Below are 24,832 nucleotides of genomic sequence, written 5' to 3'. Positions count from 1 at the left end.
ATAAAAATTAACTTGTTAAATGTAATTAGCGATAAATAAACGTAAAATAAAACGAATAGTAAAAATAATGGAATCTATATGTCTCTTTCAGTCGTGATTTTAGCAGCGGGTAAAGGTACTCGTATGCGCTCTAAACTTCCTAAAGTTCTTCATCCTGTTGCCCATAAATCCATGGTTGAGCACGTTATTGATTCCGCTCGCGCTTTAGATGCTCAGCAAATCAATCTGGTTTATGGTTTTGGTGGCGACGTACTTAAAAACGTTATTCAAGGCGATGATTTAACCTTTGTCGAACAGACACAACAATTAGGCACTGGCCATGCGGTGGATCAGGCTCGTGATCATATCAACGATGATGAAGATGTTTTGGTGCTATATGGCGATGTGCCTTTAACGCAGGTTTCTACATTGGAGCGGTTACTAGCGGCCAAGCAAGATAATTCCATGGCGTTGTTAACGGTAGAGCTGGAAAACCCGACGGGTTATGGGCGTATTGTTCGAGATAACGGCATGGTTGTTGGCATTGTTGAGCAAAAAGATGCCAATCCAGAACAACTAAAAATCACTGAAGTTAATACCGGTATTTTGTTAGCAAATGGCGGCGATTTAAAACGCTGGCTTGGCAATTTATCCAATGATAATGCCCAGGGTGAATATTACCTGACGGATATTATTGCCATGGCGCACAGTGAAGGCAAAGTGATTCACACGGCTCAACCGGATACGGCGATTGAGGTGGAAGGTGCGAATAATCGTGTGCAGCTGGCAACATTAGAGCGTGCCTATCAGGCGCGTCAAGCTGAACAATTAATGATTGCCGGAGCAAGTTTGCGAGATCCTGCTCGAATTGATATTCGCGGCGATCTTAGCATTGGTGAAGAAGTGCAAATCGATATTAACTGTATTTTCGAAGGTAAAGTAGAGCTTGGTAATCATGTTAAAATCGGTGCAAATTGCATTTTGACGAACTGTCAGATTGGCGATAATGTCGTGGTAAAACCGAATACCATAATTGAAGATGCAGTGCTTGAGAATAAATCCAGTGTTGGCCCATTTGCGCGCATTCGCCCGGGTTCGGTATTAAAAGAGGATGCTCATGTGGGTAACTTCGTGGAAATGAAAAAATCGACGCTGGGCCCAGGCTCTAAAGCCGGACACTTGACCTATTTAGGCGATACCATTGTTGGATCAAAAGCGAATATTGGCGCCGGTACTATTACTTGCAACTACGATGGCGTTAATAAATCACAAACGATTATTGGTGATCATGCGTTTATCGGCTCTAATGCGTCCTTGGTGGCACCGGTTAGTATCGGTAATATGGCAACAACGGCTGCCGGTTCTGTCATTGTTAAAGATGTTGAAGATGATGCACTCGCGGTTGCTCGCGGTAAGCAACGTAATATCAGTGGTTGGAAACGCCCAACCAAAAAATAGATAAATTCATTTCAAGGAAAGCCCAATGACTGAAGCGAAATTAATTAAATTACTTAAAATCGCGATAGGTATTGGGCTTTTTTTATTGGTCTTAGGTTATTGTCTGCTTCACGTATTTTATCTACCTGAAAAAATGGGTGTCTCGGGTATGATAATCGGCGCCTCATGTATCGCCTTTGGCTTAATATTCTCTCTGCCTACCAAAATGTATCTTACGTTTCTTCTTGTTATGCGCGAGCAGGAAAAGGATAAGGATAAGCAAGATTCTGATCGTCAGTGAATAATTTGCCCCCTAACCTCGCCAGTGTATTTTGACATCATACTTGATGGTTGTAATGTCGACTTACGGTCATTAAAAAATAGCCTGAGGAATGACCATTTAAATGGATTTTACTACGTTCAATAAAGTCGATTCTGCGTTTACGGTAAACTCTATGGCATAGAGCGAAGCTTAAGTGGCAAAGCAGGTGGTGAGAAATTCAGGGCAGACAACCGCTGGTCAAACCTATTATTCAGCAGTTATACCAATCACATTAAATTATTGCTCACTCAGTGAGAATTTAAAGGCTTTTAGACAAGGCTTTGATTGCAGAGAATGGTTATTCCGCTCTCAAAAACAGCCAAAATCAGTAACGCAGGATAAGTGCCTTTAAAACTCACCCGTAGGGAGTTTACCAGAGGCCCATTTACGACCCTATATTTCATTAATATAGAATGACTATATCGATGAAACCTATGTTGTAACTGAACCTCTGCCCTAACTCTGAGTTGTGCACAAACTTAATGTGATTGGTATTGCACCAATGGCTACTTGATCACGATAAAGTTCTGCCAAAAACCGCAATCAAAAAAGGCCACATGCGACTTGTATCACATGTGGCCTGATTAATTTTGAAAGATTTTTTTGTTAATTAATCTAACAAACTATTTCAACATATAAGCGCGTAACGTTGTCTGTTCGCTGGCACTTGACTGCATATCAGCAACCTCAACCCTCAGGTGAACAAACTCACCAGCGGCAGCATCATTTGGGATAATTGCGAACCAGTCGTCACCGACTTGCTCAATCTGCGCATCCTGCCAGTTATCAGGGCTGAATTTTTGGTACACTGGGCAATAAGAAAACCCATAAACACCATCCAACAAACACTCCTGACCATAACCATATTGCAGGCGAACGCTGCTTAGCGGTACAGCGCCCAACGTATCAACCATACCGGTGATTTTAACGCGTGCTGCCTGACCTGCACTCATCGCATTGTCGATACCAACGGGCACATCAACTACCGGCACTAACAGGCGTTGCGCTCCCTGGATACTGGCATCGGTGTTAAAATAGAAAATTCCCTGATAAAACGAACCTAAATGATCATTCACTGGCGATCGCTCACCAACACCTCGCGGCGTGTATCGCACTTCCAAACGCACGTCAGAAACGTTATCTGGGACGCTTAACATACCTTGATCAAGATATTGGTTTTCACCATTTAGCTGAATGCCATAGGCGGTTGAACCATTATAGCCACCGATACCATCATGACCGGAAGAATCACCATACGCTGGAAACTTAAAGGTCAGCACATTGGTATCACGGTTTGCGATTGGCGTACCATTGGATAACAAGGATGCACCGCGCGGGCCTTTAAACCAGTTGGTTTTTTCATTCGCTCCTGCTCTCATCAAACGCGGACCATCAAAATAAGCCCCATCCGTTTGTATGCGGTAGTTTGGCATAACGACATTAGTCCAGGCATTTTTTGGCGTTGCCGTGAAGTACTCTTTTCGCTGGATCGGCAACATCATCAGTTGTGAGCTACCGGTAGAGTAAAACTCACCACTGCTATTGGTCATTGCCATTACATCGGTCCAGGCCGGACGCTCGTCATTCTGTGCATGATATTTGGCATCAATCGTGTGTAAATCTTTATCGTGAACACGAATTAAACCACCGTCACTGCGGCCATCGGTAATATGATGTAAAGAATAGGCATACGGAGAGCGCTCTAATGCGGTGCCACTCCAATGGACGATATCATTGCCAGCGATAACTTCAGAAGCCAGTAATTCACCTTCTTTAGCACTTAAACCGACAACCGGTATTTTTGGTGTGCCGTGAATGGTGGATTTATAACGACCAGAGGTCCCCGGGCGATAAAACAGAACACCAATTGCTCCCCGATCCATCACATTTTTTATCATGTAAGAAGTCACATAATATGGATGAGCAATCAGGGCGATCTTGCCTTCTAAATCAAATTGACTCCAATCAGTCGCATAACCAGCATCACCAACGTTTACCACTTGCGCACTGCCCTCACCATGGAAAGTCAATGCCAGGCTTTGACGCACTGGATCGAGCTCCTGACCATTGGCCATGAATATGCGAGTTTGCGGCGCATAGGCTCGGGTCGTTACGAATGAACGGAATCTGTCATCGTGGCCTTGTGACCAGAGATACATGTCTTTTACATAATCCGGTGCAAGGTCAATTGCCGCCAGTTTTGCAACTTTGTTGTCATCCAAGGCGTAGGTAAAACCAAAGGCATAGCCCTGAGTTGAAATAGGCTGGTCCGTTTTAAACTCAACTTTTTGTGCGGTTCTGGCATCAAATTCAAGATAGGTATCAGATTCAATCTTTTTGTTCAGGTATGCCATTTGCGCGGCAGATTCAACCAGACCACCAAAATCTGAATCGTTATCATAGGTCATAATATTGCCGACAACCGTGTAATCACCTTTTGGTAGTGACACCTGCGCCTGACCGTTCGTCAATCTAACCGATTGTCCCCAGTCATCCTCTTCATTAACAATGAATGCTCGCGATGGTGATATTGCCGGCTTACCGTGCATGTCAATCGCGTTAATGGTCAGTTCCACCTGGGGAGCCTGGATCCAGAACGATACTGGCACACTTAAACGTTGTTCGCCGTTAGCGGTGCTGGTACCAATGATACGGCCAGTGATGGTGCCGTATGCTGAGTTTCTCAAGGCTACACCTGGATCAATCCATACCGGCAGTTCTGCACTACCATTGGCGGGGATCACGACACTATGAGTATCTAATCCTGCGATGGTTGCTGGTAATTGCGTATTACCGTCCTCACCGATAAAATCGACTTTCAATTTCAGGCTAATGTCTTCATCACTAAGGTTTTGCAATGAAACGTCGCGATAGATTCGTTGCTTGTCCAGGCCATATGGGAATAGACCTAATTCCTGATTTGCCTGGCCAACCACTGCCTGGATCATCGCCTGATTCACGTCCATTGGCCCGGCGCCTTGCTCCAGAACATGGGAGTTATTATTCACTGCCGATGAAGTCAGCACACTTTTTACTTGTTGTGGACTAAGGTTCGGACGTGCCTGCATCAATAGTGCAGCACCGCCGGCAACATGAGGTGATGCCATCGAAGTACCAGACAGGCTACGATATGCCGTATCGGCATAACCACCTGATGCGCCTGCAACCACATTGACTCCCTGGGAGGCGATATCTGGCTTGGCGGAGTGACCGTCAGGCGACGGACCACGAGACGAAAATGATGCCGTGTTATTGTCACGGTCAATGGCTCCAACGGTTAGTGCGCTCGGTGCACAACCTGGAGAGCCAATAGTTTGACGAGTGAAATTATTACCCGCAGAGATAACAAATAATGCCTGGTCGCGATACGCTTCAACCAAATCAACCATAGGGCCACCACAATAGGTTGCGGTGCCGCCTAATGACATATTAATGATGTCTGCGCCATTATTGACGGCCCATTGCATGCCGCTTAGAATCCCATAGGTGTAACCACCGCCCGTATTGCCGAGGACTTTGCCCACTAACAGGTTTGCACCGGGAGCCATACCAACCCACTTGCCGTCAGATTCATTACCGGTTCCAGCCACTGTGGTCGCCACATGGGTACCGTGGCCGTTTAAGTCATCAACACCATTACGAGACCAGGTGAAGTCTTTCGAAGCGATTACTCGCCCGTTTAGATCACTATGTTCGATATCGTAACCCGTATCAAGCACCGCCACAGTAACGCCTTCACCATTAAAGGCTGAAGCATAATTACCATAAGCTCCCGTCAGGGGAACCGTGGTCGTTAGGGCCCCTTTCGAAGAGGCTTTGTCAGCGTGAACCATTGCGTCTAACCATACCCCTTCAACATTACTGTCAGCGGTAAGTTTTGCGAATACATCTGCAGCCTTATCTTTTTGAATGCCAAAAGCTGCAACATCAATAATTTCTATTTCACCAATGAACTCTGTACCGGCTAAAACCTGTGGTGTGGCACTGCCGGCAAGGCTGCCATCGGTATACTCAATAATCACGGGTAAATTAGGTGTGGTAGCATCATCATAGCCAGACTGATGCAATTTGCTGATATTAAACAGTTCCAGATCAATGGCTTGGCTATCCACCAGGGCTTTGGCCTTTTCCGGCACCAAATAAATGTCGTTGCCTCGTTTAAAAATGCTGGTGATGACCTCTTGATCATCTCCAGACAGTAAACGGATGCCGGCCAATGAACCGTCATTTTTAACAACTGCGGATACCTTATCACCAGTGATAAGCGTAAATTCAAGGGCTTTACCCTGTGGCTCAGTCAGCGCAGGATCAGCAAATGCTGATAAACTGGTTGAGCAAAGTGCAAACAGACATGCGGTCGTTAACCGAGTCGGTCGAAAGAATTGCTTCATAAATGTTCCTTATTATTTGGGGTAGAATCTCTTGCAAATGCGCTTTACAGCTAACTGCGCAACATATGCAGAACAACCAAAAATTGTACTGGAAAGACCACCTCATGATTATTATTGCGCCAAATTTATGGCGTGTGGGGGAATTTAATATATCGAAAAATCCCTGTTTAGGAATGCAAATGTGGGCAAAATTTGTGTAGCATTTTGTACACTTCACTTATGCATTTATTCAATAACGTTAGGTAATTGTGAGTTTGCCAGGTCGCCTGATAAGGATTTTAAATATTGGTAGCCGGCTACCGTTCGCGCGTCTTTTGTCTAAGATGCCGTGTAGTATCACCGCATGGCGCTTTTGATTTGCTGTTACCAAGGTTTCATCCAATGAAACGTTATCCACCCAATGCGTTTTTCGCATTATCCCTCCATTACGATAAATCGTAATCTCCACCCTGAGGGAATTTTAATTCCGGCGATTGGCACGTTAGAGACATTCAGTCTCGTGGTATAGATTCCCTGTCGTAGCAGGGAGTGACGCGAGGCGGAGGTGTTTTTCTGAATCCTGAAACCTGCCACCTGTTCACTTGCGGGAATTCCCAATTCCCATAAAAAAAAACGCCCTTTCGGGCGTTTTTTCATTCTTTAATCTGAATTCAAACTCTGAGTTTGATTACATGACTTTGCTAACCGTTAGCGTTGAATTTAACGGATCCGGACCGGTTACCGTAAACAGATACTCACCCGCTTCAGTAATATCAATTTTAAAATTATCCTGTGAATCCTGAACCAAGGCTTCTGCGCTATCTAAGAAGACATCAGCATCATCACCAGAGGTGGCGCCTAAGTTAACCGTCGCCCAATCCTGCGATGCAACCTTGAACTCATAGCTCTGTGCGTCTAAAGACAAGGTAAGCGTATACGTGCTGTTCCCGACATAGGTCATAGCATCATCTTCAGACCAACCATTCATACCACCTTTTACATATACGGTTGTATCACCAAACATTTTGGCGCTGTATACCCGTAATTTTGGTTCTTGTTGATTGGATACATCAAAGATAAAGGTATATTCACCGTCTGCAAATACCATATGCATATTGTCATTTGAGCCAGACACTAACTGCTGTGATTCGCCTTCAAATACTTCGGTATCATCCGCTGGTGCGCCCATATTGACACTAGACCAGTCAGCAGATGCAACTTTGAAGTATTTGTCGCCAGCTTCGATGGTCGTGGTCAATGAGTACATATCATTACCGATATATGTGAATTGGTTGTCTTCACTCCATCCATTCATGTCACCGCGAAGGAACACCGCGGTACCATAGTAAGGCTCTTCGAACTCGACAGTGAGTACCGGAGCGTCTGGGTTGCTGGCATCTAAACGGAAGGTGTATGTCGTATCATCCGTTAAGCTAATCAACAGGTTATCATTGCTATAGGGTAGCAACACTTTATCGTCACCAATAACCACAGGATCGGTACTTGGCGCACCTAAGTTCACCGCCGCCCAATCTGCATCTGCGACTTTAAAATAGTAATCGCCAGCAGTAAGTGAAATGTCCAACTCGTAAACGCCATCGCCAACATAAGTCATGGCGTCATCATTCTGCCAGCCATTCATATCGCCTTTAACAAAAATGGTGGTATCACCGTAAGGCACGACGTCTGGTGCACCGGATGTCGCATATGCGGATAAACCTTGACCTTGCATTTCTCCCTGAGCTTTGACAAAAACTGAGGTGGTAAATGCCGGAACGGTGAACGTGCCCTCGCCTTCACCTTCGCTAAAGAAAGCACTGGCAGCAAGACTGTCTACCGAGTTTAATTGGATATCGTGCAATGCAAAACCGGTTGCTGTCGCGACAGTATGAGATTGCTCCATTGCTGTGGTATTGATCACCACCACTAGTGCATCCACCATAGGGTCGATATCGGCTAAGCTCGTACCATCATCAATACTCATTACGATAAGCCCAGGCGTTTGCGATTTACCAATATTATGGAAGCCAACTCGATCGATAACGTCTTGTGCCGTGGTTAAACGGAACAACTTGCTTGATTTACGAATCGATAAGAATTCCTTGAACACATCACTTGCGAACAATATTTCGTTAAAGTATGGCTTGGCATTATCTTCAGACAGAAGGTGAACCAACTCATCGATGTTGTCGATTTGATCATCGCCATCACCTTCGCTGTATTCCAGTGGACGGCCAACTCGGTAGTTATTACTGTCAAAACTGTAATCAACTTTGTTGTACCAGTCGCCGGCATCATAGGTATTGCGATCCAATGATTTTGAACGCAGGAAGTCACCACCTAATTGTAGAAACGGCACACCCTGAGCCATTAACATTACCGATTGTGAAAGGTTCTGCACTCGAACGCGATCCAATAACCCCATCGTTTCTGGCAATACAATCTGCAGGTTATCCCACAATGTTTCATTGTCATGCTTGGAAACATAGTTGACGACATCCGCCGGGTCTTTGGCATACATGCTGTAACCAAAACTTATGCCTTTTGTCGCAGTGCCGTTGGCGGTTTCTAATACATAATCTTGCAAGGAACCCGCCAGGCCATATTTCACCGAATCTAATCGAAAAAATGAATCATCATTATATTCTTCACTAAAGATATATGGCTTACGCACACCATCACGGATCCGGTCGTTAAATGTCGATATTTCCGTACCCGCCATATTGAATTGGTTCGCTTGTTCAAAGCCACGATCGTTTCTGTCCCAGCCTTCACCGTAGAAATACGTATCTGCATCGATAGCACGCACTGCTTCACGCGCCGCTAGCATTTGTTGTTTCGAACCATGGCCCATAATATCAAAGCGGAAACCATCGTATTTGTATTGCTCGCTCCACATCAATAACGAATCAACCATAAGTTTATCCATCATCTGATGTTCAAGAGCTGTATCATTGCAGCAAGTATCCTGTATGACAGAACCTGTCCATAAATCTCGACTGTGATAATAACCCGGTACGATTTTATCTAATACTGAATTATCCCAAAGCCCAGCGGAATTAGTGTGGTTGTACACGACATCAAGTACAACTCGAAGACCTGTTTCGTGCAAAGACTGGATCATAGTGCGCATTTCTTTAATGCGAGCCACGCCGTCGCTGTCCGAGGCATAACTGCCATCTGGCGCGTTAAAATGTTTTGGATCATAACCCCAGTTGAAACTGTCGATGCCACGCAGCACGTTCATTAATTCCTGTGAATCGGTTTCATAAACGTCATAGCTTTCCAACACTTCTAATAAGGTAGCATTGTCATTTTCAACTCCACAAACCGGTGCGTCAGCACGAATTGCACAAAGTTCGGCAACGGTGTTAGTTAAATTAACAACCTCATTGTTATCTTCATTGATAGATGCAATATCATTCGCAGGAAGGATATGGAAATGCGTTAGACCTGAATCAGCCAGGCTTTTCAGGTGCATCATGCCGGCGCTTTCTGTTTCTGAAAATGCCAGGTATTTACCGCGGTTTTCAGCAGACACGGTTTCATCAAAAATACTAAAATCACGAATATGGGCTTCGTAAATTACCGCATCTTCAGTGTCCATAACGGTCGGGATGGTTTGTTCCATCCAACCATCAGGAAACAGGTCAGAATCTTCAAGGTTTACAAACTGTGAATAGTTACCATTGGTGGATAAGCTCACCGAATATGGGTCGGTGACCACTAGCGTTTCTATCATTTGATTCTGTGGATGGTATACCGTGATTTCAAATTGATAGAAAGCTCTGTCCATCGCAAGATCAGAGCTATGGCTCCAGATACCTGTCATGGTATCTTCACTCATTGGGTAGCTGCCGGTTTCAACCTTGTCAGCGTTATAAGCTTTTAATACCACGTTTTGCGCAGTTGGCGCCCAAAGCGCGACATCAATCATGCCGTTATTGTAACGAACACCAAGATTTGCTTCATCGGCATCCATATCACCCATGGTGTATAGATAATCGAGTACTTTATCCGCCTGAACGTTGCTGGCAGCAACCGTTTCACCATCGCTGTTATAACCAACAAGTACTAGCTGCCCCTTTAATACCGACTTTGCATCTTCCGCAGTCCAGTTACCCTGATAGGCTGGCCAGTCTGCTACTTTCGGCGCAAATGCTTTTTGCTCATCGGTTAAATCAACCGCCATTAGCTCTAAGGTCGTGCCATTAAAGGTATCGTTGTCATCCGCTTCGATACCCGCAGTTGCCGAGTGGTGAAGCTTTACACTGGCGATATCGGCGTCTGCGCTCCAGACGAAGGTATCGACATCAATCCAGTGGGCTGAAAAATCAGCGGCTTTAATCGGCTGTTTACCTAAAGACTCTACCGGATACTCAAATACGGAAGGTTCACCATTGAAGGTAAAGTTCATGCGGGCATAGGTTGGATCATCCTGTTGCAATGGCATTTGGAAGTCGCCACTTCCCATTGCTTTACCAGCATCATCGGTACCGATATGAATGATGAAGTTACCACATTCGCTGTAACCTTCCTTCAGGTTAAGGATGTAATAAGCACCATATGTCGGGTCAATGCCGGCGTATTCATGGCCATTGGCCCAATCGGATTCATCATGCGGCGGTGCGTAAGCATCACATTGATCGGTATTCCAGGTGTGCAGGCGATAACCGATATAGTCGTCTTCATTATCGGTGCCCAGATTAAAATACAGCACCGCTTCGTTTTCTGCCGGGAAATAGACCGGTGTTGGCGCATTTGGATCAACGCCAACAATACAGGTTTCATTCAAAGCATCCGGAACCGTTGGTACCGGACATTGGATTGGCTCTGGGGCCACACAAGATGTGCCACTGGCGTCGGGCACCATAGGGACATCACAGGTCAGCAGAGATTCCCCGGATTTTACATCGCTTTCACCGCCACAGGCGGTAAGAAAAAGCGATACTAAGGCGACAATCAGCAAATTTGCTAAGTTTTTTGTCGTTTTCATCATTTTTATTCCTTATTCAATCGTTACTTAGGTCAGTCGATTTCGCCTGAGGCTAGAACGAGTAAGTAACACCTAAGTAAAACTGGCGACCAAAATATTGGGTCGTACCGGAAAATTGCTTACTACCAAAGTAACTTTGGGTTGGCTCATCGGTTAAGTTATTCACCTGGAATAACGCTCCAAATTTTTCGGTTATGTTGTATGAAGCCTGATAATCAACAACGACTTCTTCATCGAAGTTGGCGATTTGCTGGTTCACACCCCACTGTTCAGAGACAAACTTGTCACGATAACGAACACTTAAGCGCGTTTCGAAATCCTGGTATTCCCAAAATAAAGTCGACGTTAATAAGTTCTCGGATAAGCCTGGTAATGATTGTTCTACCGAACCGCCGGCAAGATCCGTTACTAATTCAACATCACTCTTGGTATGCGAATAACTCAAGCTAAGTCCTAACCCAGACCACATTTGCGGCAGGAATGAAAATACTTGGGTATACGAAACTTCAATACCCTTGATGTTACCGCCTTCTTGGTTATTGATGGCGGTACTGTAGATACCCACCGGGTCAACTTCACTGATAACGCCTGTCGTTTCGTTTTCGATCGTGTCTGGCACATAAAAACCAGCCTCTTTAAAATCGAAATTGCTGACGGTCAGGTTTTGAATGAAAGATTCAATATCCTTGTAGAACAAAGCAACCGCAACGGCACCATCGGTTTCGCTAAAATAGTACTCGTATGAAAGATCATATTGAGTCGCATAAAACGGCTTTAAGAATGGGCTGTTATTACTGGAGCCCGATACTTTTCCATCATCAGCGACAGTCGCGCTGCGATCAGCGGCAAGGCGATTGATAGGCGGGCGAGACATCACTTTTGCAGCGGCAAAGCGTAATTGTGAATCATCGGTCAGGCGCGCATTTACATTAATGGATGGTAGGTAGTCGGTATATTCCAGGCCGATGACTTTTGGTGCGTAGTTAGAATTAACCAGGCCTGTTTCATCCATCACATTTTGTGCGCCAGCGGCTAATACACCGCCAACGTTATCCAGTGCTGTCGCACTTTGATCGGTATCCACCATACGAATACCGACATTACCGCTAATTGGAGTGTCAAATAATTCGAAATCCAGATTTGCCATCACATAAGCAGAGAATATTTGTTCGTAAACTTCACCGCTTTGCAGTACTGACCAGGAGGTAGAGTTATTGATGATGCCATCTTCATCGGCGCCCCAGGATTGCACCGGCTGTGGTATATCATTACCGAACCATGCACCCAATGCTTTATCTAAATCAATCGCCAGATAACTTGGGAAATAACCAAATTCACCTTCCCAATCGACAACGTTAACCATGTCGTCGGTTAGGCGTAGTGGTGGTTCACTGCTTGAAAAATTATTATCGGCACCGTATTCAAAAACCGAGCGATCGCTACTGTAATCGCGATCAGAATAACGCATACCAAATTCAACCGACGCAATATAATCGTTATCTAGTTCATAGTTAAAATCCAAACGGTAGGCTTTTAATTCATCGGTATTTTCATAGGGGTAAATACCGTATTTACTGACCATCACCCGATCAATATCGGTGAATGCATCGGCCTGATTAAACCCGACGTTTGGCAAGTCGAGACCATTAAGCATGTAGGAAATTGAGACGTTTTGGTCAAAAACTGGCTTTTCGATAGTGGCATCTTCAGCCACCAGTGACCATAACAAACCATTTCTGAATTCACTCTCGGCATTGGAGTAACTGATATCCATATTGGCACTTAACTGTTCAGTGATTTGCCAATCGAGATTTAAGCCATAACTTTGAACCTGATCAAAATCCTGATTGTCATCATTGACCAATTCAACCCGAGTGTTGTTGCCTTTACTCTTGCGATTAATGGTGCCGCCAATCATTGAGTTATCGACAATCGCCGGGTTTGATATTGCCGCAGTTTCACCGTCAAATTTTACTCGAAATCCACGAGCAAAGGATTCGCTGTCAAATTTGGAAACAAACGCATCGGCACGAACGATAAAGGTATCATTTGGCGCCCACTCGATTGCTCCCACATAGCCGTTCCGGGTTTCTTCACCGCCTAAGTGTTGTAGTTCAAAACCTTCACTTAAGTATTCATTTTCCGGAGCGTCAAGGGGACCGTCCATATCATTAGGCAGGAAATCCACATCCTGATCTGAATTATATGCAAAGCCGATAAACTGAGTCGCAACGCCTGGTTGGTATAACCGGGCATAACCTAAAGAAACACCTAGAGTTTCTTCTAAAAACTGACCTTGGTAAGAGAAGCTGAATCGATGGCCATATTCTTCCGCATCGGCGACTTCTTTGGCTCGGTCATTGTACATACCGCGAAGATTAACATTGAACTTGTGTTGTTCATCATTGGCCAGTGGGCTTGCTGTTTTTAGTTCAACCGTACCGGCAACGCCGCCTTCTATCAGTGAGGCTTTTGATGATTTGTATACTGCGGCTGAAGAGATTAACTCTGATGGGTACTGATCGTACTCAATCGAGCGATTGCCAGAAGTAGAAACCTGTTCCCGGCCATTTAATGTGGAAGAAACAAAACCACCACCCAGGCCTCGAATATTGATTTCTGCAGCCTGACCGCCGGTACGAACCGCCGCAATACCCGGTAAACGGGTTAAGGCATCGGCCATGGAAACATCAGGAAGACCGCCGAGATCATCGGCTGAAATTTGCTCGGAAACCGTATCGGCCCAGCGCTTTTGATTAATAGATTTGATTAACGAGCTCTTAAAGCCGGTAACCTCAATTACTTCAATGTCATCTTCGCTTGTATCTGAACCCGTGGTCTCAGCTTCTTGTGCATAGGTTTGCGCAGAAAAAGCTAAAGCACCACTTGCCATCAATGCAAGCGTGACTTTGCTTAAATTAAACATAGTGTTTTCCCCAGACGTTCAATCCCTGAACCATCAATTTTATTAATTAGCTTCCGTGCCAACATTTTTTATTATCTATATATCCCGGGTTAGAGAGTGGGACACGTTTATCATAAAAACTGCCAGTCGAAAGAACTACGCAGTGCATACGTATTCATTGCGGGGCTTATAGGGAATTCCAACTCGTAAATCTTTCGTAATTCTATGATTTCTTTTCGGTTTTAATATGGGATGATTCGGCAAGTCAATGAATTCAATGGGCGGGCATTTATAATTGCTCAGTCAACTAACAGGAAAAGGACATTGTTCGGCAGTAATCACCGGGTTGTGAATACGTATGCATAAATCCAGACGGAACTCTTAATCACAGCAGCTTAGCGCGCTAAACAACCTTGTTATCCCATTGGCCTGAACTATTATTGAAAGAGCATTTATTCGGCAACACCTTGTTTAATCACGTAATGCTATCATCCGGGGAACGGTTATCATGACTAACAACGTTACATCATTAGCATTAGGAGTCGGTTCATTAACTTTGGCTTTCTCTGCAATCACACAAGCGAGCCCAGAAAATGAAGAGCTTGCTAAGAAATTATCGAATCCTGTGGCTTCTTTGATAAGTGTGCCCTTTCAATTCAATTATGATCACAATATCGGTAATCGTGACGATGGACATCGATATCTCACCAATATTCAACCTGTGGTGCCCATTAGCATCAATCAGGACTGGAACCTCATCTCCCGTACCATTTTACCGGTCATTTCCCAGGATGATATATTCCCCGGCGCCGGGAATCAGTTTGGCATAGGTGATGTAGTACAAAGCTTTTTCTTCTCACCGGTTCAACCAACCAAAAGTGGCTGGATATTGGGGGCAGGTCCGGTATTACTATTACCGACAGGCTCTGATGAGTTGCTCACTGCTGACAAATGGGGGGCGGGGCCAACCGCTGTCGCCCTGCGTCAGGATGGACAATGGACGTATGGTGGTTTGTTCAATCATATCTGGAGCTTTGCGGGAGAAGATAACAGACCTGATGTGAACACAACGTTTATGCAGCCATTCTTATCCTATACGACCAAAACTGCGATGTCTTATACCATCAATTCTGAAACCACCTATAACTGGGAAACCGAGGACTGGGCTGTACCGGTAAATTTTATGGTTACTCAGGTTGCTAAAATTGGCGATCAAACCGTCAGTGTTGGTGGCGGGCTACGTTATCATGTCGCTAGTTCCAACGGTGGCCCGGAAGGATGGGGAGTGAGACTTATGTTTACCCTACTGTTTCCCAAATAACACTCGAGCTTAGATTTCTGACGTTTATTTGCCGCGGTTTAACGATGAGACTCTATATATTTTTCTCGCAGTGGTTTACTCTGAGTCTCTGTTTTATATCTTTTGTTCGCTATGCAAGTTATTGAAATATTTGCTCGATTTTTAATTCTTGGTTGTTATGCCTTTGGTGGTCCGGTCGCGCATATCGGTTATTTTCGTCATACGTTTGTCGAAAAATTACAATGGCTTGACGATAAACATTACGGGCAATTGATTTCTTTAACGCAATTTCTACCCGGTCCTGGTTCTAGTCAAATCGGCTTTGCTATCGGTCTTGAAAGAGCGGGTTTGGCGGGCGGTATCGCCGCGTTCCTTGGTTTTACCCTTCCCTCTTTTATTCTGCTTGTCGTGTTATCTTCAATGGCGACTCAGCTTGAACAAAATGCCCTGTTTCAAGGGATCACCCATGGATTGAAATTATTTGCAGTGGTTGTGGTGAGTGACGCCGTTATGGGGATGTACAATAGCTTTTGTAAACAACGTTTTCATATCGCGATTGCTGTCGCCTGCGCTGCTGTATTACTTGCGATACCCGGATTAAGTATTCAACTATTGGTCTTGCTCACGGCGGCTTTACTCGGATGGTTATATCGCGGAAGAAACGCGCCAAAAAACATTGTTGATAAACCCCATAAGGCAATAAAAAATATCAACAATTCTATTCGAAAATGGCCGCTAATCGGTTTTGTCATATTGTTTCTCGGTTTACCTCTGTTGGCATTGCTATCGGCATCGCCAGTCTGGCAAACATTTTCAGCGTTTTATCAGTCTGGTGCGCTTGTTTTTGGCGGGGGACACGTGGTTCTCCCCTTATTACAACAAACTCTGGAAGGGTTAATCAGTAACGATCAGTTTCTTACCGGATACGCGGCGGCTCAAGGCGTTCCTGGGCCGATGTTTTCCGTGGCGGCTTACCTCGGCGTGCAAATCAATCCAGAACAAGGTTTAATGTTTGCATTGCTTGCCACGCTAGGCATATTCTTACCGGGCTTTCTGTTGGTCATCGCATTAAAAGATGCGTGGCTTGATCTCGCCAACAAACCGGTGGTAAGTGAATCCGTTGATGCCATAAATGCGGCGGTTGTCGGTCTATTGATCGCCGCCTTGTATCAGCCAGTGTTTGTCAGTGCCGTACTCAACGGTATCGACATGGCTTTAGTGATCGTTGGCTTGTTTATTTTAAAAAAGCTGAAGTGGCCCGTGGTTTATCTGGTTGCTTTGTTTATCGCGATTGGTGCTGCATTAAGTAGCATCCAAATTTGATCTAATCTTTTGTATTTTTGTACGTAAATTCGTTGTATTTTTAACGATTAACCATAACTAAGAAGTGGAACATGAAAAACTTTAGTCTTATAGCAAGTACTCTTCTTCTGGTTGCTTGTGGAAGCGAGCCAGAAAACACGGAGCCGAAGGAAACCGCAATATCGGCAACGGCAATATCTTACCCTGAAACACGCAAAGACGATGTCGTTGATGAGTATTTTGGACAAAAAGTCGCAGACCCTTATCGCTGGTTAGAAGATGATCGCAGTGACGAAACTGCGGCCTGGGTAGAAGCCCAAAATAAAGTGACTTTCGGTTATCTGGATCAAATACCTTACCGGGAAAGCCTGAAGAAACGTCTTACTGAATTGTGGAATTATGAAAAATATTCCGCACCATTTACCGAAGGCGAATATACCTATTTTTATAAAAATGACGGGTTACAAAACCAATATGTGGTTTATCGTCAGCAAGGTGATGGCGAAGCGGAAGTTTTTCTTGACCCAAATAAATTCAGCGACGATGGCACAACATCATTGGCGCAATTGAGTTTTTCTAAAGACGGCAGTATTGCTGCTTATGCGATTTCTGAAGGTGGCAGTGACTGGCGTAAAGTTATCATCATTGATGCCAAAACCAAGGAGCGCCTAGAGCCGGCTCTGGAAAATATCAAATTTTCGGGCATTTCCTGGAAAGGTAATGAAGGTTTCTTTTACTCAAGCTATGACAAGCCTGAAGGCAGTGAGCTGAGTGCGAAAACCGATCAACATAAATTGTATTACCATAAGCTTGGCACGGCACAATCTGAAGATAAAGTGATCTTTGGTGAAAGCACAGAACAAAAACGCCGTTATGTCGGTGGCCAGGTTTCAGAAGATGGTCGCTTTTTGTTAATTTCTGGTGCGCAATCAACCTCGGGCAATGATCTGCATTTACTGGATTTAACCCAGCCTGACGCATATTTGAAGACCATTGTTAGCGATAATACGGCAGATACAAACATGCTGGACAGTGATGGCGACACCTTGTATTTGGTTACCAACATGGATGCGCCTAACCAGAAAGTGATGGCCATGGATGTGACCGATCCGGCACCGGCACAGTGGAAAACTGTGATCCCTGAGTCTGAAAACGTTTTAAAAGCTTCTGCAGGCGGTGGCTTTATTTATGCGCACTATATGGTTGATGCAACAACCAAGCTGGTTCAATTTGACCGTCAAGGAAACAAGCTTCGCGATATTCAGTTGCCTGATGTGGGAACCGCTTCGGGTCTTAACGGTAAACCAGACGATAAAGTGCTGTATTACAGCTTCACCAACTACAAAACCCCGAGTACCATCTATTCATTTGATGTCGATAATGGCGGTTCCGCTGTTCATCAGGCCTCCGGCGCTCAATTCAATAGTGACGATTATGTCTCTAAGCAAGTATTTTATACATCGAAAGATGGCACTAAGGTACCGATGATCATCACCCACAAAAAAGGCGTTGAGCTGAATGGTAAAAACCCAACTATTTTATATGGTTATGGTGGTTTTAATATTAGCCTGACGCCTTCTTTTAGTGTTGCCAACGGTGTTTGGTTGGAGCAAGGTGGTGTTTATGCCGTTGCCAATATGCGTGGCGGCGGAGAGTATGGTAAAGACTGGCATAAGGCTGGCACACAAACGCAAAAGCAAAATGTATTTGACGATTTTATTGCGGCAGCTGAGCATCTCATTGATGCCAACTACACCTCCAGTGACTATTTAGCCATTCGTGGTGGTTCCAATGGTGGTTTGCTTGTTGGTGCGGTGATGTTGCAACGTCCTGAGCTGTTCAAAGTTGCGCTACCGGCGGTCGGCGTACTGGATATGTTGCGTTATCATAAATTTACATCTGGCGCTGGCTGGGCCTATGATTACGGTACATCGGATCAGAGTAAAGAAATGTTTGAATACCTCTATGGTTATTCACCGTTGCACAATGTAAAAGACGGCGGCCAGTATCCGGCAACATTAATCACCACAGGTGATCATGATGATCGTGTTGTTCCTGCGCATTCCTTTAAGTTTGCCGCTGAGTTGCAAGCCAAACAAGCGGGTGAAAACCCAGTATTGATTCGTATTGAAACCAATGCGGGTCATGGTGCAGGTACTCCGGTTTCAAAGTCCATTGAGCAGTATGCCGATATCTTTGGTTTCACGCTGTACAATATGGGTGTGAAAAAGCTTTAAGTTATCCCTCCTTCGCGCTCTTTCCAGGGCGCGGGGGAACTTCCTCCTCCTTCCTGATGCAGTTATCAATCTATCTAATATCAACAAACAGTAGCATTGTCTGCTCTACGCCTTATTCCATAAGGCTTTGAAAATCATTAGCTTATTAATTCAATCCGGGCGTTTAACAAAAGTGTAAAAAAATCGAACATTTTTCTGTCGTTTTCCATTCTTTATCTATACTTAGATTTATAAATCGGTGGCCAAGGAAAAAATTCTCGGCCAGATCCCGCAGATTGTTTGAGTTGTTGCTGTTTGTCTGTTGGGAAATGATTACCACCCCAGAAATACACTCGGGTTGGTATATGGCTCAAGTGAGCAACGATAAAACAGGATAACAACCATGATTTTTACACCATTTTCTTACATATCTTCCAGTCCACCCCATTCCTTCGAGGGAGCGTTTTCTCGTTAATTTTATTGCCTGACAGAAACGCGAATTAACAACTAATTCAATGAATTAAATAATGCACTGTGGTCAAGTGCAGAGGATTTTTGCGCGATTTTTTCGCCTGCAGCAAGGATAGAAGTTATGAGTAGGTTTGCGGCATTGTTATTGCTAATGCTTTCGTCGACAGCAGCAGCCATGGACTTTGAAGTAAAATTGGGAGGATGGTCTGATCATTTAAAAAAGAATGATACGGAAGCGATTATTCAGGACTTTATTGACCCAGACTTTGAGTACAATGAGAGCCATAAGGGTTATGGCATTAAATGGTACTTTTACGAGCTATCACCTAAGTGGCAAATTAATGTCGAGCTTTGGCGGATGAAAGATTCCCATGATATGGACTACAATTCCATTGGCATTGGTTTTACTCGGGATTTTCCACTGGAAGATTCATTTTTAGATATGATTTCTTTATCGATGCCAATTACTTATGTTGATCGCTCCGATATTCTTTATTCCGACACCAGTGCCGAATTTATCCGCAAAGATTTTGTCCATTTCATGCCTTACCTGAGCTTTTACAAAAAAGATTTCCACCTCGATGCAACGATTCTTCCCCATGATACCAATACTGGGTTCTCCATAACTGCCTTTGTCAGAGTGGGTTATCGGTTTTAAGTAATGAAATGAAAATAATGTCAGACTTTTTTACAAATACCGGATTACCGCTTACACGTTTATTTCACAAGTGAATCGAAATCAACTGGTTACGACAAGTGGAATAACGCTTGCATATACCCTCTCTTAGTTACAAATAGCTGTGACACTTTGTCGACATCGGGTGATTAAAGGCCTGTCGATTGTCCTGTGGTTAATATTTTGGCTACGTTGTTAAAGCGATTTATTAAGGTTTGTTGTATGAAAGTTAAACAATGGCTATTACCTGCCCTTTTATTACTCTGTACTCCTCTTGCCCATGCAAATTTATTGGTGAATGGCGATTTTGAAGATCCCGTCGTTGATGAAGGAAAATGGCAATGGTTTGCTGGCGAAGATGTTGATGGCTGGGATGGTGCCAGCATCGAAATATGGCATATGGCCAACGGCACAATTGCATTTAGTGGCTTACAACATGCAGAGTTAAACGCCGCAGGCCCGACGGATGGAGCATGGATGATGTCACAAACGTTTGCATCGGATATTGGCTCGTTTTACGAAGTTGGTTTTGCTTACAGTGCTCGATTTGACGATGAAGTGTTTCTCTTTGAGGTGCTTGCCGGAGATGATATTGTCTTTTCCCAGTCCTTTGATGACCATACTTTTGGTACCTGGAGCGAGTTTTCTGTGGTCATTGAGGCGCTTGCTGCCGATACCAGTGTTCGGTTTACATCAGTGAACCCTGAGACTGGCTATTCCGGAAACTTTCTTGATGGCGTCTATGCGATAGAAAGTGACGACCCATCGCAAGCGATTCCTGAGCCTAAATCTGTCGCCATTTTTGCGGTGGCGCTTATCGCTATCGTTGCCCTAAGAAGGTACCGCCGAAAACTCGAGCAGTAATCCCGAGGGGCAGACGCCCTCGTTAATGCTCGAAAACCTGTTGTGAATCACTGCCTGGCTTGCGCATATTATCCACCATGATTTGCGCTTGTTCAGGGGCTTTATCGCCAAAAAAGGTGATCAATATTGCCACGGCAAAATTTACTAACGCACCGACCGCGCCAAACGCGTTTGGTGAAATGCCGAAAAACCAATTCTCTGGCATATCCCCTAAAAAGCTTGTGCTTGCCACAAACATAATTCCTTTGTGTTGGAAAACATACAATAAGGTGACACCGATACCTGCGCACATGCCAGCAACTGCGGCTTTGCCGGAAATGGTTTTTGAAAAAATCCCCATCATTAGCGCTGGAAAAATTGAGGATGCGGCTAAACCAAATGCTAAGGCGACGGTACCGGCAGCAAATCCCGGCGGATTGAGGCCCAAATAGCCTGCGAGTAAAATCGAAAACGTCATGGTGATCCGTCCCGCTAACAATTCCCGTTTTTCTGACAAACTGGTAAAAAACAGGCCTTTCATCAGATCATGAGATACCGACGATGAAATTGCCAATAATAAACCTGCGGCGGTAGAAAGCGCTGCCGCTAAACCGCCGGCGGCAACCAGAGCGATGACCCAGTTCGGTAGATTGGCGATAGCAGGGTTTGCCAATACCATAATATCTCGATCTACTTTTACCAATTCATTGGTTTGTTGATCTGCATGATATTGAATTTTGCCATCGCCGTTTTTATCTTCAAATTGCAATAATCCGGTCGTTTCCCAATCTTTAAACCATTGTGGTCTTTGCTCATATTCAATATGTTGTCCGGCTTGTGGTTCAATCGTAAATGACAGGTTTAGTCGTGCCATTGCGCCAACGGCTGGCGCAACGGTATATAGCAAGGCGATAAAGACCAGAGCATAACCGGCGCTTGAGCGGGCGGCTTTGACACTTGGTACGGTGAAAAAGCGCATAATGACATGGGGCAGGCCCGCAGTGCCTATCATCAAGGATAAGGTATAGGCGAACATATCTAAGCGCGAGTCCATATTGGCGGTGGTGTATTGATCAAAGCCAAGATCAGTGACTACCTGATCCAATTTATCCAGTAAATAGGTGCCGCTGCCATCAGCAAGGGTCGAGCCTAAACCGAGTTGCGGAATTGGATTTCCGGTGAGTTGCAATGAAATAAAAATGGCCGGCACCGTATAGGCAAAAATCAATACGCAGTATTGGGCGATTTGGGTGTAGGTGATCCCTTTCATGCCACCTATCACCGCATAAAACCAAACGACGATCATGCCAATGCCCAAGCCGACACCATAATCCACCTCTAAAAAGCGGGAAAATGCCACACCGACGCCTTTCATCTGGCCGATAATATAGGTCAAAGACGCAATAATCAGGCAGATTACCGCGACGATACGTGCCGTTCGAGACATAAATCGGTCGGCGATAAATTCTGGCACGGTAAACTTACCATGCTTACGCATATAAGGAGCAAGTAAGGTTGCAAGCAACACATACCCACCGGTCCAACCCATCAAAAATACCGAGCCACCATACCCTAAAAACGCGATGAGTCCGGCCATGGAAATAAATGAGGCGGCGCTCATCCAGTCGGCGGCAATCGCCATGCCGTTTTGCACCGGACCTACATGACCACTGGCCACATAAAAATCGCTGGTGGATGCGGCTCTCGCCCACCAGGCGATGGCAAAATACAACGCAAACGAACCAAAGACGGCGATGTAGGTATATAGCTTTAATTCATCCATGGGACTAATCCTTGATACCGAACTTTTTATCCAGCTTGTTCATTTGTCGGGTGTAGTAAAACACCAGTGCCACAAAGGTGTAGATTGAACCTTGTTGGGCGAACCAGAATCCGAGTTTATATCCGCCAAGACGAATTTCGTTTAAGGGTTCTACCAACACAATGCCGCACCCAAAAGACACGGCAAACCAAACCGTCAGGCATATGGCGATAAGTTTTAGATTTTCTCGCCAATATTGCGCACCGCTTAGTCTTGTTGACTTGGGTTCTGTTGTTTTTTGCTCGTTAACCGACTGATTCATGGTATGTTATTTTTGCTATTCGATAATTCTTTTATGGCATGTTTTGCTTAAAAAATCACCTTTAAATTACGTTTGTTCGGTAAATGGCAGACATAAAAAAACGGGCCGGAGCCCGTTTTTACGTGACGGTTTAGAACCGGTTATTCATTTGCACCATTGATGTTCTGGTCGCCATTGTGAGCAACTCTGCCATTTTTATTAACCACAGGTGCCTGCTCTTGTCGAGTGACAGTGATGGCATCTTTGACCAGTGGGTGTTGACCGGTCAACAGGTCGTTCAGTGACCCATTTTCTTTATCAACAATTCCCAGCTCGCGCATCATGCTGTCAACTAAAGGCGCATTGGCTCGATAGTTTAACGCCGCATTGGTAATTTGTTCGGAAAGACCTGCACCAGAACCTTCAGCGCCTGCTGAGCCGGAGCTCATTGCTGATCCCTGACCATAACCCTGCAATATTTTGATACCTTCAATGTTTTCCAGTGGTTTAACCGCACTGGCCACAATGGATGGTAATGCTTGCAAGATAGCTAATGATTTTTGCAACTCGACTTGCTCATCACGAAGGGTGTTTTCCGCTTCATACAAGGCTTTTTTACCTTCCGCCTCGACCGCATAAACTTTCTCGTCCGCTGCAGCTTTTAGTTTCTTCGCATCGGCATCGGCACGGGCTTCGGTTAAGATGGCCTCGGCTTTATCTTCTGCCGCTCGTTTATCCGCTTCTGCTTGTACGGTAATACCAACCGCTTCACGTTCCGCTTCTTTCTTTGCGTCGATAACTTCAATTTCTTTGTGACGATTAGCCACCGCAATCTGTTTGGCGGTCACTACCGCTTCTTCTTTTTCAACTTTCGCTTTTTCCGCTTCAGCGGCGCGAGCGCGGGCTGCGGATTCTTCTTCCGATTTTTGTGCAACCGCGATTTGTTTCTCTTGCATCGAGACTTCGATGTCGCGTTCTTGCTGAATGCGCGCTTGTTCCAGAGTTTTGCGCTTTTCGATTTCCTGAGCTTCGATATTCTTCGCTTTTTCAATCTCTGCCGCTTCAACCGCCCTTTGTTTGGCAATTTCTGCTTCACGCTCTTCGCGCTCTTTCACTTCACGTTGCTTAACAATTTCTGCTTGTTGCTCGACACGCTTAAATTCAATGGCCTGTTGCTGAACCAATTGCGCTTCTTGCTGATCTTTTTGTATTTCCAATGACTGCTTTTCAGCTTCAAGGTTACGCTGTTCAATCAGAATGCGGTTTTCCTGTTCAATGTCATTGGTTTCTTTGCGTTTTTCTTCAATGATTTTAGCAAGTCTGGCGCGACCTTCAGCATCAAAGGCATTGTTTTCATTGAAAAACTGAAGATCGGTCTGGTCAAACCCTGTTAACGATACCGATTCCAGCTCCAGACCATTCTTCTCTAGATCCGTCATCACATTTTGCTGTACTTTTTGTACAAATTCACTGCGCTGCTCGTGCATTTCCGTCATCGTCATTTCCGCGGCGACGGCACGCAATACGTCAACGAATTTTGATTCCATTAGCTTTTTCAGCTCTTCAACACGCATGGTACGAGTACCAAGTGTCTGTGCTGCCATGGAGATGCCTTCGGAGTTAGGTGCAACGCGCAGGTAAAAGTCCGCTTTGACATCAACTCGCATGCGATCTTTGGTGATTAATGCATCTTTTTGGGTTTTTTCGACCTCGATGCGCAAGGTGTTCATATTGACCGGGATCGTTTCGTGGACCACAGGTAAAACGATTGCGCCACCGTCTTTAACGACGCGCTCGCCGCCCATACCGGTGCGAACAAAGGCGATTTCCTTGGTGGCGCGGATATAGAGTTTGGCGATAATCAAGCCGATCGTCATCAGCGAAATTAATACCACGCCGGCTACAATTAAAATAAGGGTCAAATTATCACCCGCTGTAAACTGTTCCATTAA

General features: G+C 44.9%; 13 protein-coding genes. 7 read left to right on the top strand and 6 right to left on the bottom strand.

The genetic code is table 11. The annotated features are described in order from the left end of the window. The first annotated feature begins 78 nt into the window (after nucleotides 1–78). Both glmU and FE810_RS08655 read left to right on the top strand, forming a co-directional pair. The gene (gene glmU, locus FE810_RS08660; protein WP_138319650.1) at nucleotides 79–1,437 is read left to right on the top strand and encodes a bifunctional UDP-N-acetylglucosamine diphosphorylase/glucosamine-1-phosphate N-acetyltransferase GlmU; all 1,359 of its coding nucleotides are present in this window, start codon (nucleotides 79–81) and stop codon (nucleotides 1,435–1,437) included. Between the two features lie 25 nt (nucleotides 1,438–1,462). Further along, the gene (locus tag FE810_RS08655; RefSeq protein ID WP_138319649.1) at nucleotides 1,463–1,717 is read left to right on the top strand and encodes a hypothetical protein; all 255 of its coding nucleotides are present in this window, start codon (nucleotides 1,463–1,465) and stop codon (nucleotides 1,715–1,717) included. Between the two features lie 644 nt (nucleotides 1,718–2,361). Here the strand turns inward: FE810_RS08655 and FE810_RS08650 are convergent. The 3 genes from FE810_RS08650 to FE810_RS08640 form a co-directional block, all read right to left on the bottom strand. After that, nucleotides 2,362–6,129: a S8 family serine peptidase gene (locus FE810_RS08650; RefSeq protein ID WP_138319648.1), complete on the bottom strand. Its 3,768-nt coding sequence runs from the start codon at nucleotides 6,127–6,129 to the stop codon at nucleotides 2,362–2,364. Between the two features lie 667 nt (nucleotides 6,130–6,796). After that, entirely contained in the window at nucleotides 6,797–11,104 is a 4,308-nt protein-coding gene (locus tag FE810_RS08645; protein WP_171022315.1) for an alpha-1,6-glucosidase domain-containing protein, read from the bottom strand. Between the two features lie 52 nt (nucleotides 11,105–11,156). Continuing rightward, complete coding sequence (locus tag FE810_RS08640) at nucleotides 11,157–14,030, bottom strand: TonB-dependent receptor (protein WP_138319646.1); 2,874 nt, start codon at nucleotides 14,028–14,030, stop codon at nucleotides 11,157–11,159. A 487-nt stretch (nucleotides 14,031–14,517) separates the two neighbouring features. On the opposite strand from FE810_RS08640, the gene FE810_RS08635 reads away from it, so the two are divergent. From FE810_RS08635 to FE810_RS08615, 5 genes are all read left to right on the top strand, one after another. Beyond that, nucleotides 14,518–15,330, top strand: a complete 813-nt coding sequence (locus FE810_RS08635) for a transporter (RefSeq protein ID WP_138319645.1) — start codon at nucleotides 14,518–14,520, stop codon at nucleotides 15,328–15,330. Between the two features lie 111 nt (nucleotides 15,331–15,441). Further along, entirely contained in the window at nucleotides 15,442–16,632 is a 1,191-nt protein-coding gene (chrA, locus tag FE810_RS08630; protein ID WP_138319644.1) for a chromate efflux transporter, read from the top strand. A 71-nt stretch (nucleotides 16,633–16,703) separates the two neighbouring features. Beyond that, nucleotides 16,704–18,848, top strand: coding sequence for a prolyl oligopeptidase family serine peptidase (locus FE810_RS08625; protein WP_138319643.1), 2,145 nt, complete (start codon nucleotides 16,704–16,706; stop codon nucleotides 18,846–18,848). Between the two features lie 571 nt (nucleotides 18,849–19,419). Continuing rightward, a complete protein-coding gene (locus FE810_RS08620; RefSeq protein WP_138319642.1) occupies nucleotides 19,420–19,956 on the top strand; it encodes a hypothetical protein in 537 nt (178 codons plus the stop codon). A 240-nt stretch (nucleotides 19,957–20,196) separates the two neighbouring features. After that, nucleotides 20,197–20,838: a hypothetical protein gene (locus FE810_RS08615; protein ID WP_138319641.1), complete on the top strand. Its 642-nt coding sequence runs from the start codon at nucleotides 20,197–20,199 to the stop codon at nucleotides 20,836–20,838. Nucleotides 20,839–20,860: 22 nt separating this feature from the next. Here FE810_RS08615 and FE810_RS08610 read toward each other — a convergent pair whose 3' ends face one another. From FE810_RS08610 to FE810_RS08600, 3 genes are all read right to left on the bottom strand, one after another. Next, on the bottom strand, nucleotides 20,861–22,600 hold the full coding sequence (locus tag FE810_RS08610) for a sodium:solute symporter family protein (protein ID WP_138319640.1): 1,740 nt from the start codon (nucleotides 22,598–22,600) through the stop codon (nucleotides 20,861–20,863). Between the two features lie 4 nt (nucleotides 22,601–22,604). Further along, on the bottom strand, nucleotides 22,605–22,901 hold the full coding sequence (locus FE810_RS08605) for a DUF4212 domain-containing protein (RefSeq protein ID WP_138319639.1): 297 nt from the start codon (nucleotides 22,899–22,901) through the stop codon (nucleotides 22,605–22,607). 140 nt (nucleotides 22,902–23,041) lie between these two features. Continuing rightward, nucleotides 23,042–24,829, bottom strand: coding sequence for a flotillin family protein (locus FE810_RS08600; protein ID WP_138319638.1), 1,788 nt, complete (start codon nucleotides 24,827–24,829; stop codon nucleotides 23,042–23,044). Nucleotides 24,830–24,832 lie beyond the last annotated feature (3 nt).

The organism is Thalassotalea litorea (genome assembly GCF_005843925.1).
Classification (GTDB): domain Bacteria; phylum Pseudomonadota; class Gammaproteobacteria; order Enterobacterales; family Alteromonadaceae; genus Thalassotalea_A; species Thalassotalea_A litorea_A.
The sequence above is the reverse complement of the archived record's forward strand: the minus strand, read 5'-3'. Positions and strand labels throughout refer to the sequence as shown.

Coding starts and splice junctions, on each gene's coding strand:
- glmU (WP_138319650.1), top strand. CDS start 79: ATGTCTCTTTCAGTCGTGATTTTAGCAGCGGGTAAAGGTACTCGTATG.
- FE810_RS08655 (WP_138319649.1), top strand. CDS start 1,463: ATGACTGAAGCGAAATTAATTAAATTACTTAAAATCGCGATAGGTATT.
- FE810_RS08650 (WP_138319648.1), bottom strand. CDS start 6,129: ATGAAGCAATTCTTTCGACCGACTCGGTTAACGACCGCATGTCTGTTT.
- FE810_RS08645 (WP_171022315.1), bottom strand. CDS start 11,104: ATGAAAACGACAAAAAACTTAGCAAATTTGCTGATTGTCGCCTTAGTA.
- FE810_RS08640 (WP_138319646.1), bottom strand. CDS start 14,030: ATGTTTAATTTAAGCAAAGTCACGCTTGCATTGATGGCAAGTGGTGCT.
- FE810_RS08635 (WP_138319645.1), top strand. CDS start 14,518: ATGACTAACAACGTTACATCATTAGCATTAGGAGTCGGTTCATTAACT.
- chrA (WP_138319644.1), top strand. CDS start 15,442: ATGCAAGTTATTGAAATATTTGCTCGATTTTTAATTCTTGGTTGTTAT.
- FE810_RS08625 (WP_138319643.1), top strand. CDS start 16,704: ATGAAAAACTTTAGTCTTATAGCAAGTACTCTTCTTCTGGTTGCTTGT.
- FE810_RS08620 (WP_138319642.1), top strand. CDS start 19,420: ATGAGTAGGTTTGCGGCATTGTTATTGCTAATGCTTTCGTCGACAGCA.
- FE810_RS08615 (WP_138319641.1), top strand. CDS start 20,197: ATGAAAGTTAAACAATGGCTATTACCTGCCCTTTTATTACTCTGTACT.
- FE810_RS08610 (WP_138319640.1), bottom strand. CDS start 22,600: ATGGATGAATTAAAGCTATATACCTACATCGCCGTCTTTGGTTCGTTT.
- FE810_RS08605 (WP_138319639.1), bottom strand. CDS start 22,901: ATGAATCAGTCGGTTAACGAGCAAAAAACAACAGAACCCAAGTCAACA.
- FE810_RS08600 (WP_138319638.1), bottom strand. CDS start 24,829: ATGGAACAGTTTACAGCGGGTGATAATTTGACCCTTATTTTAATTGTA.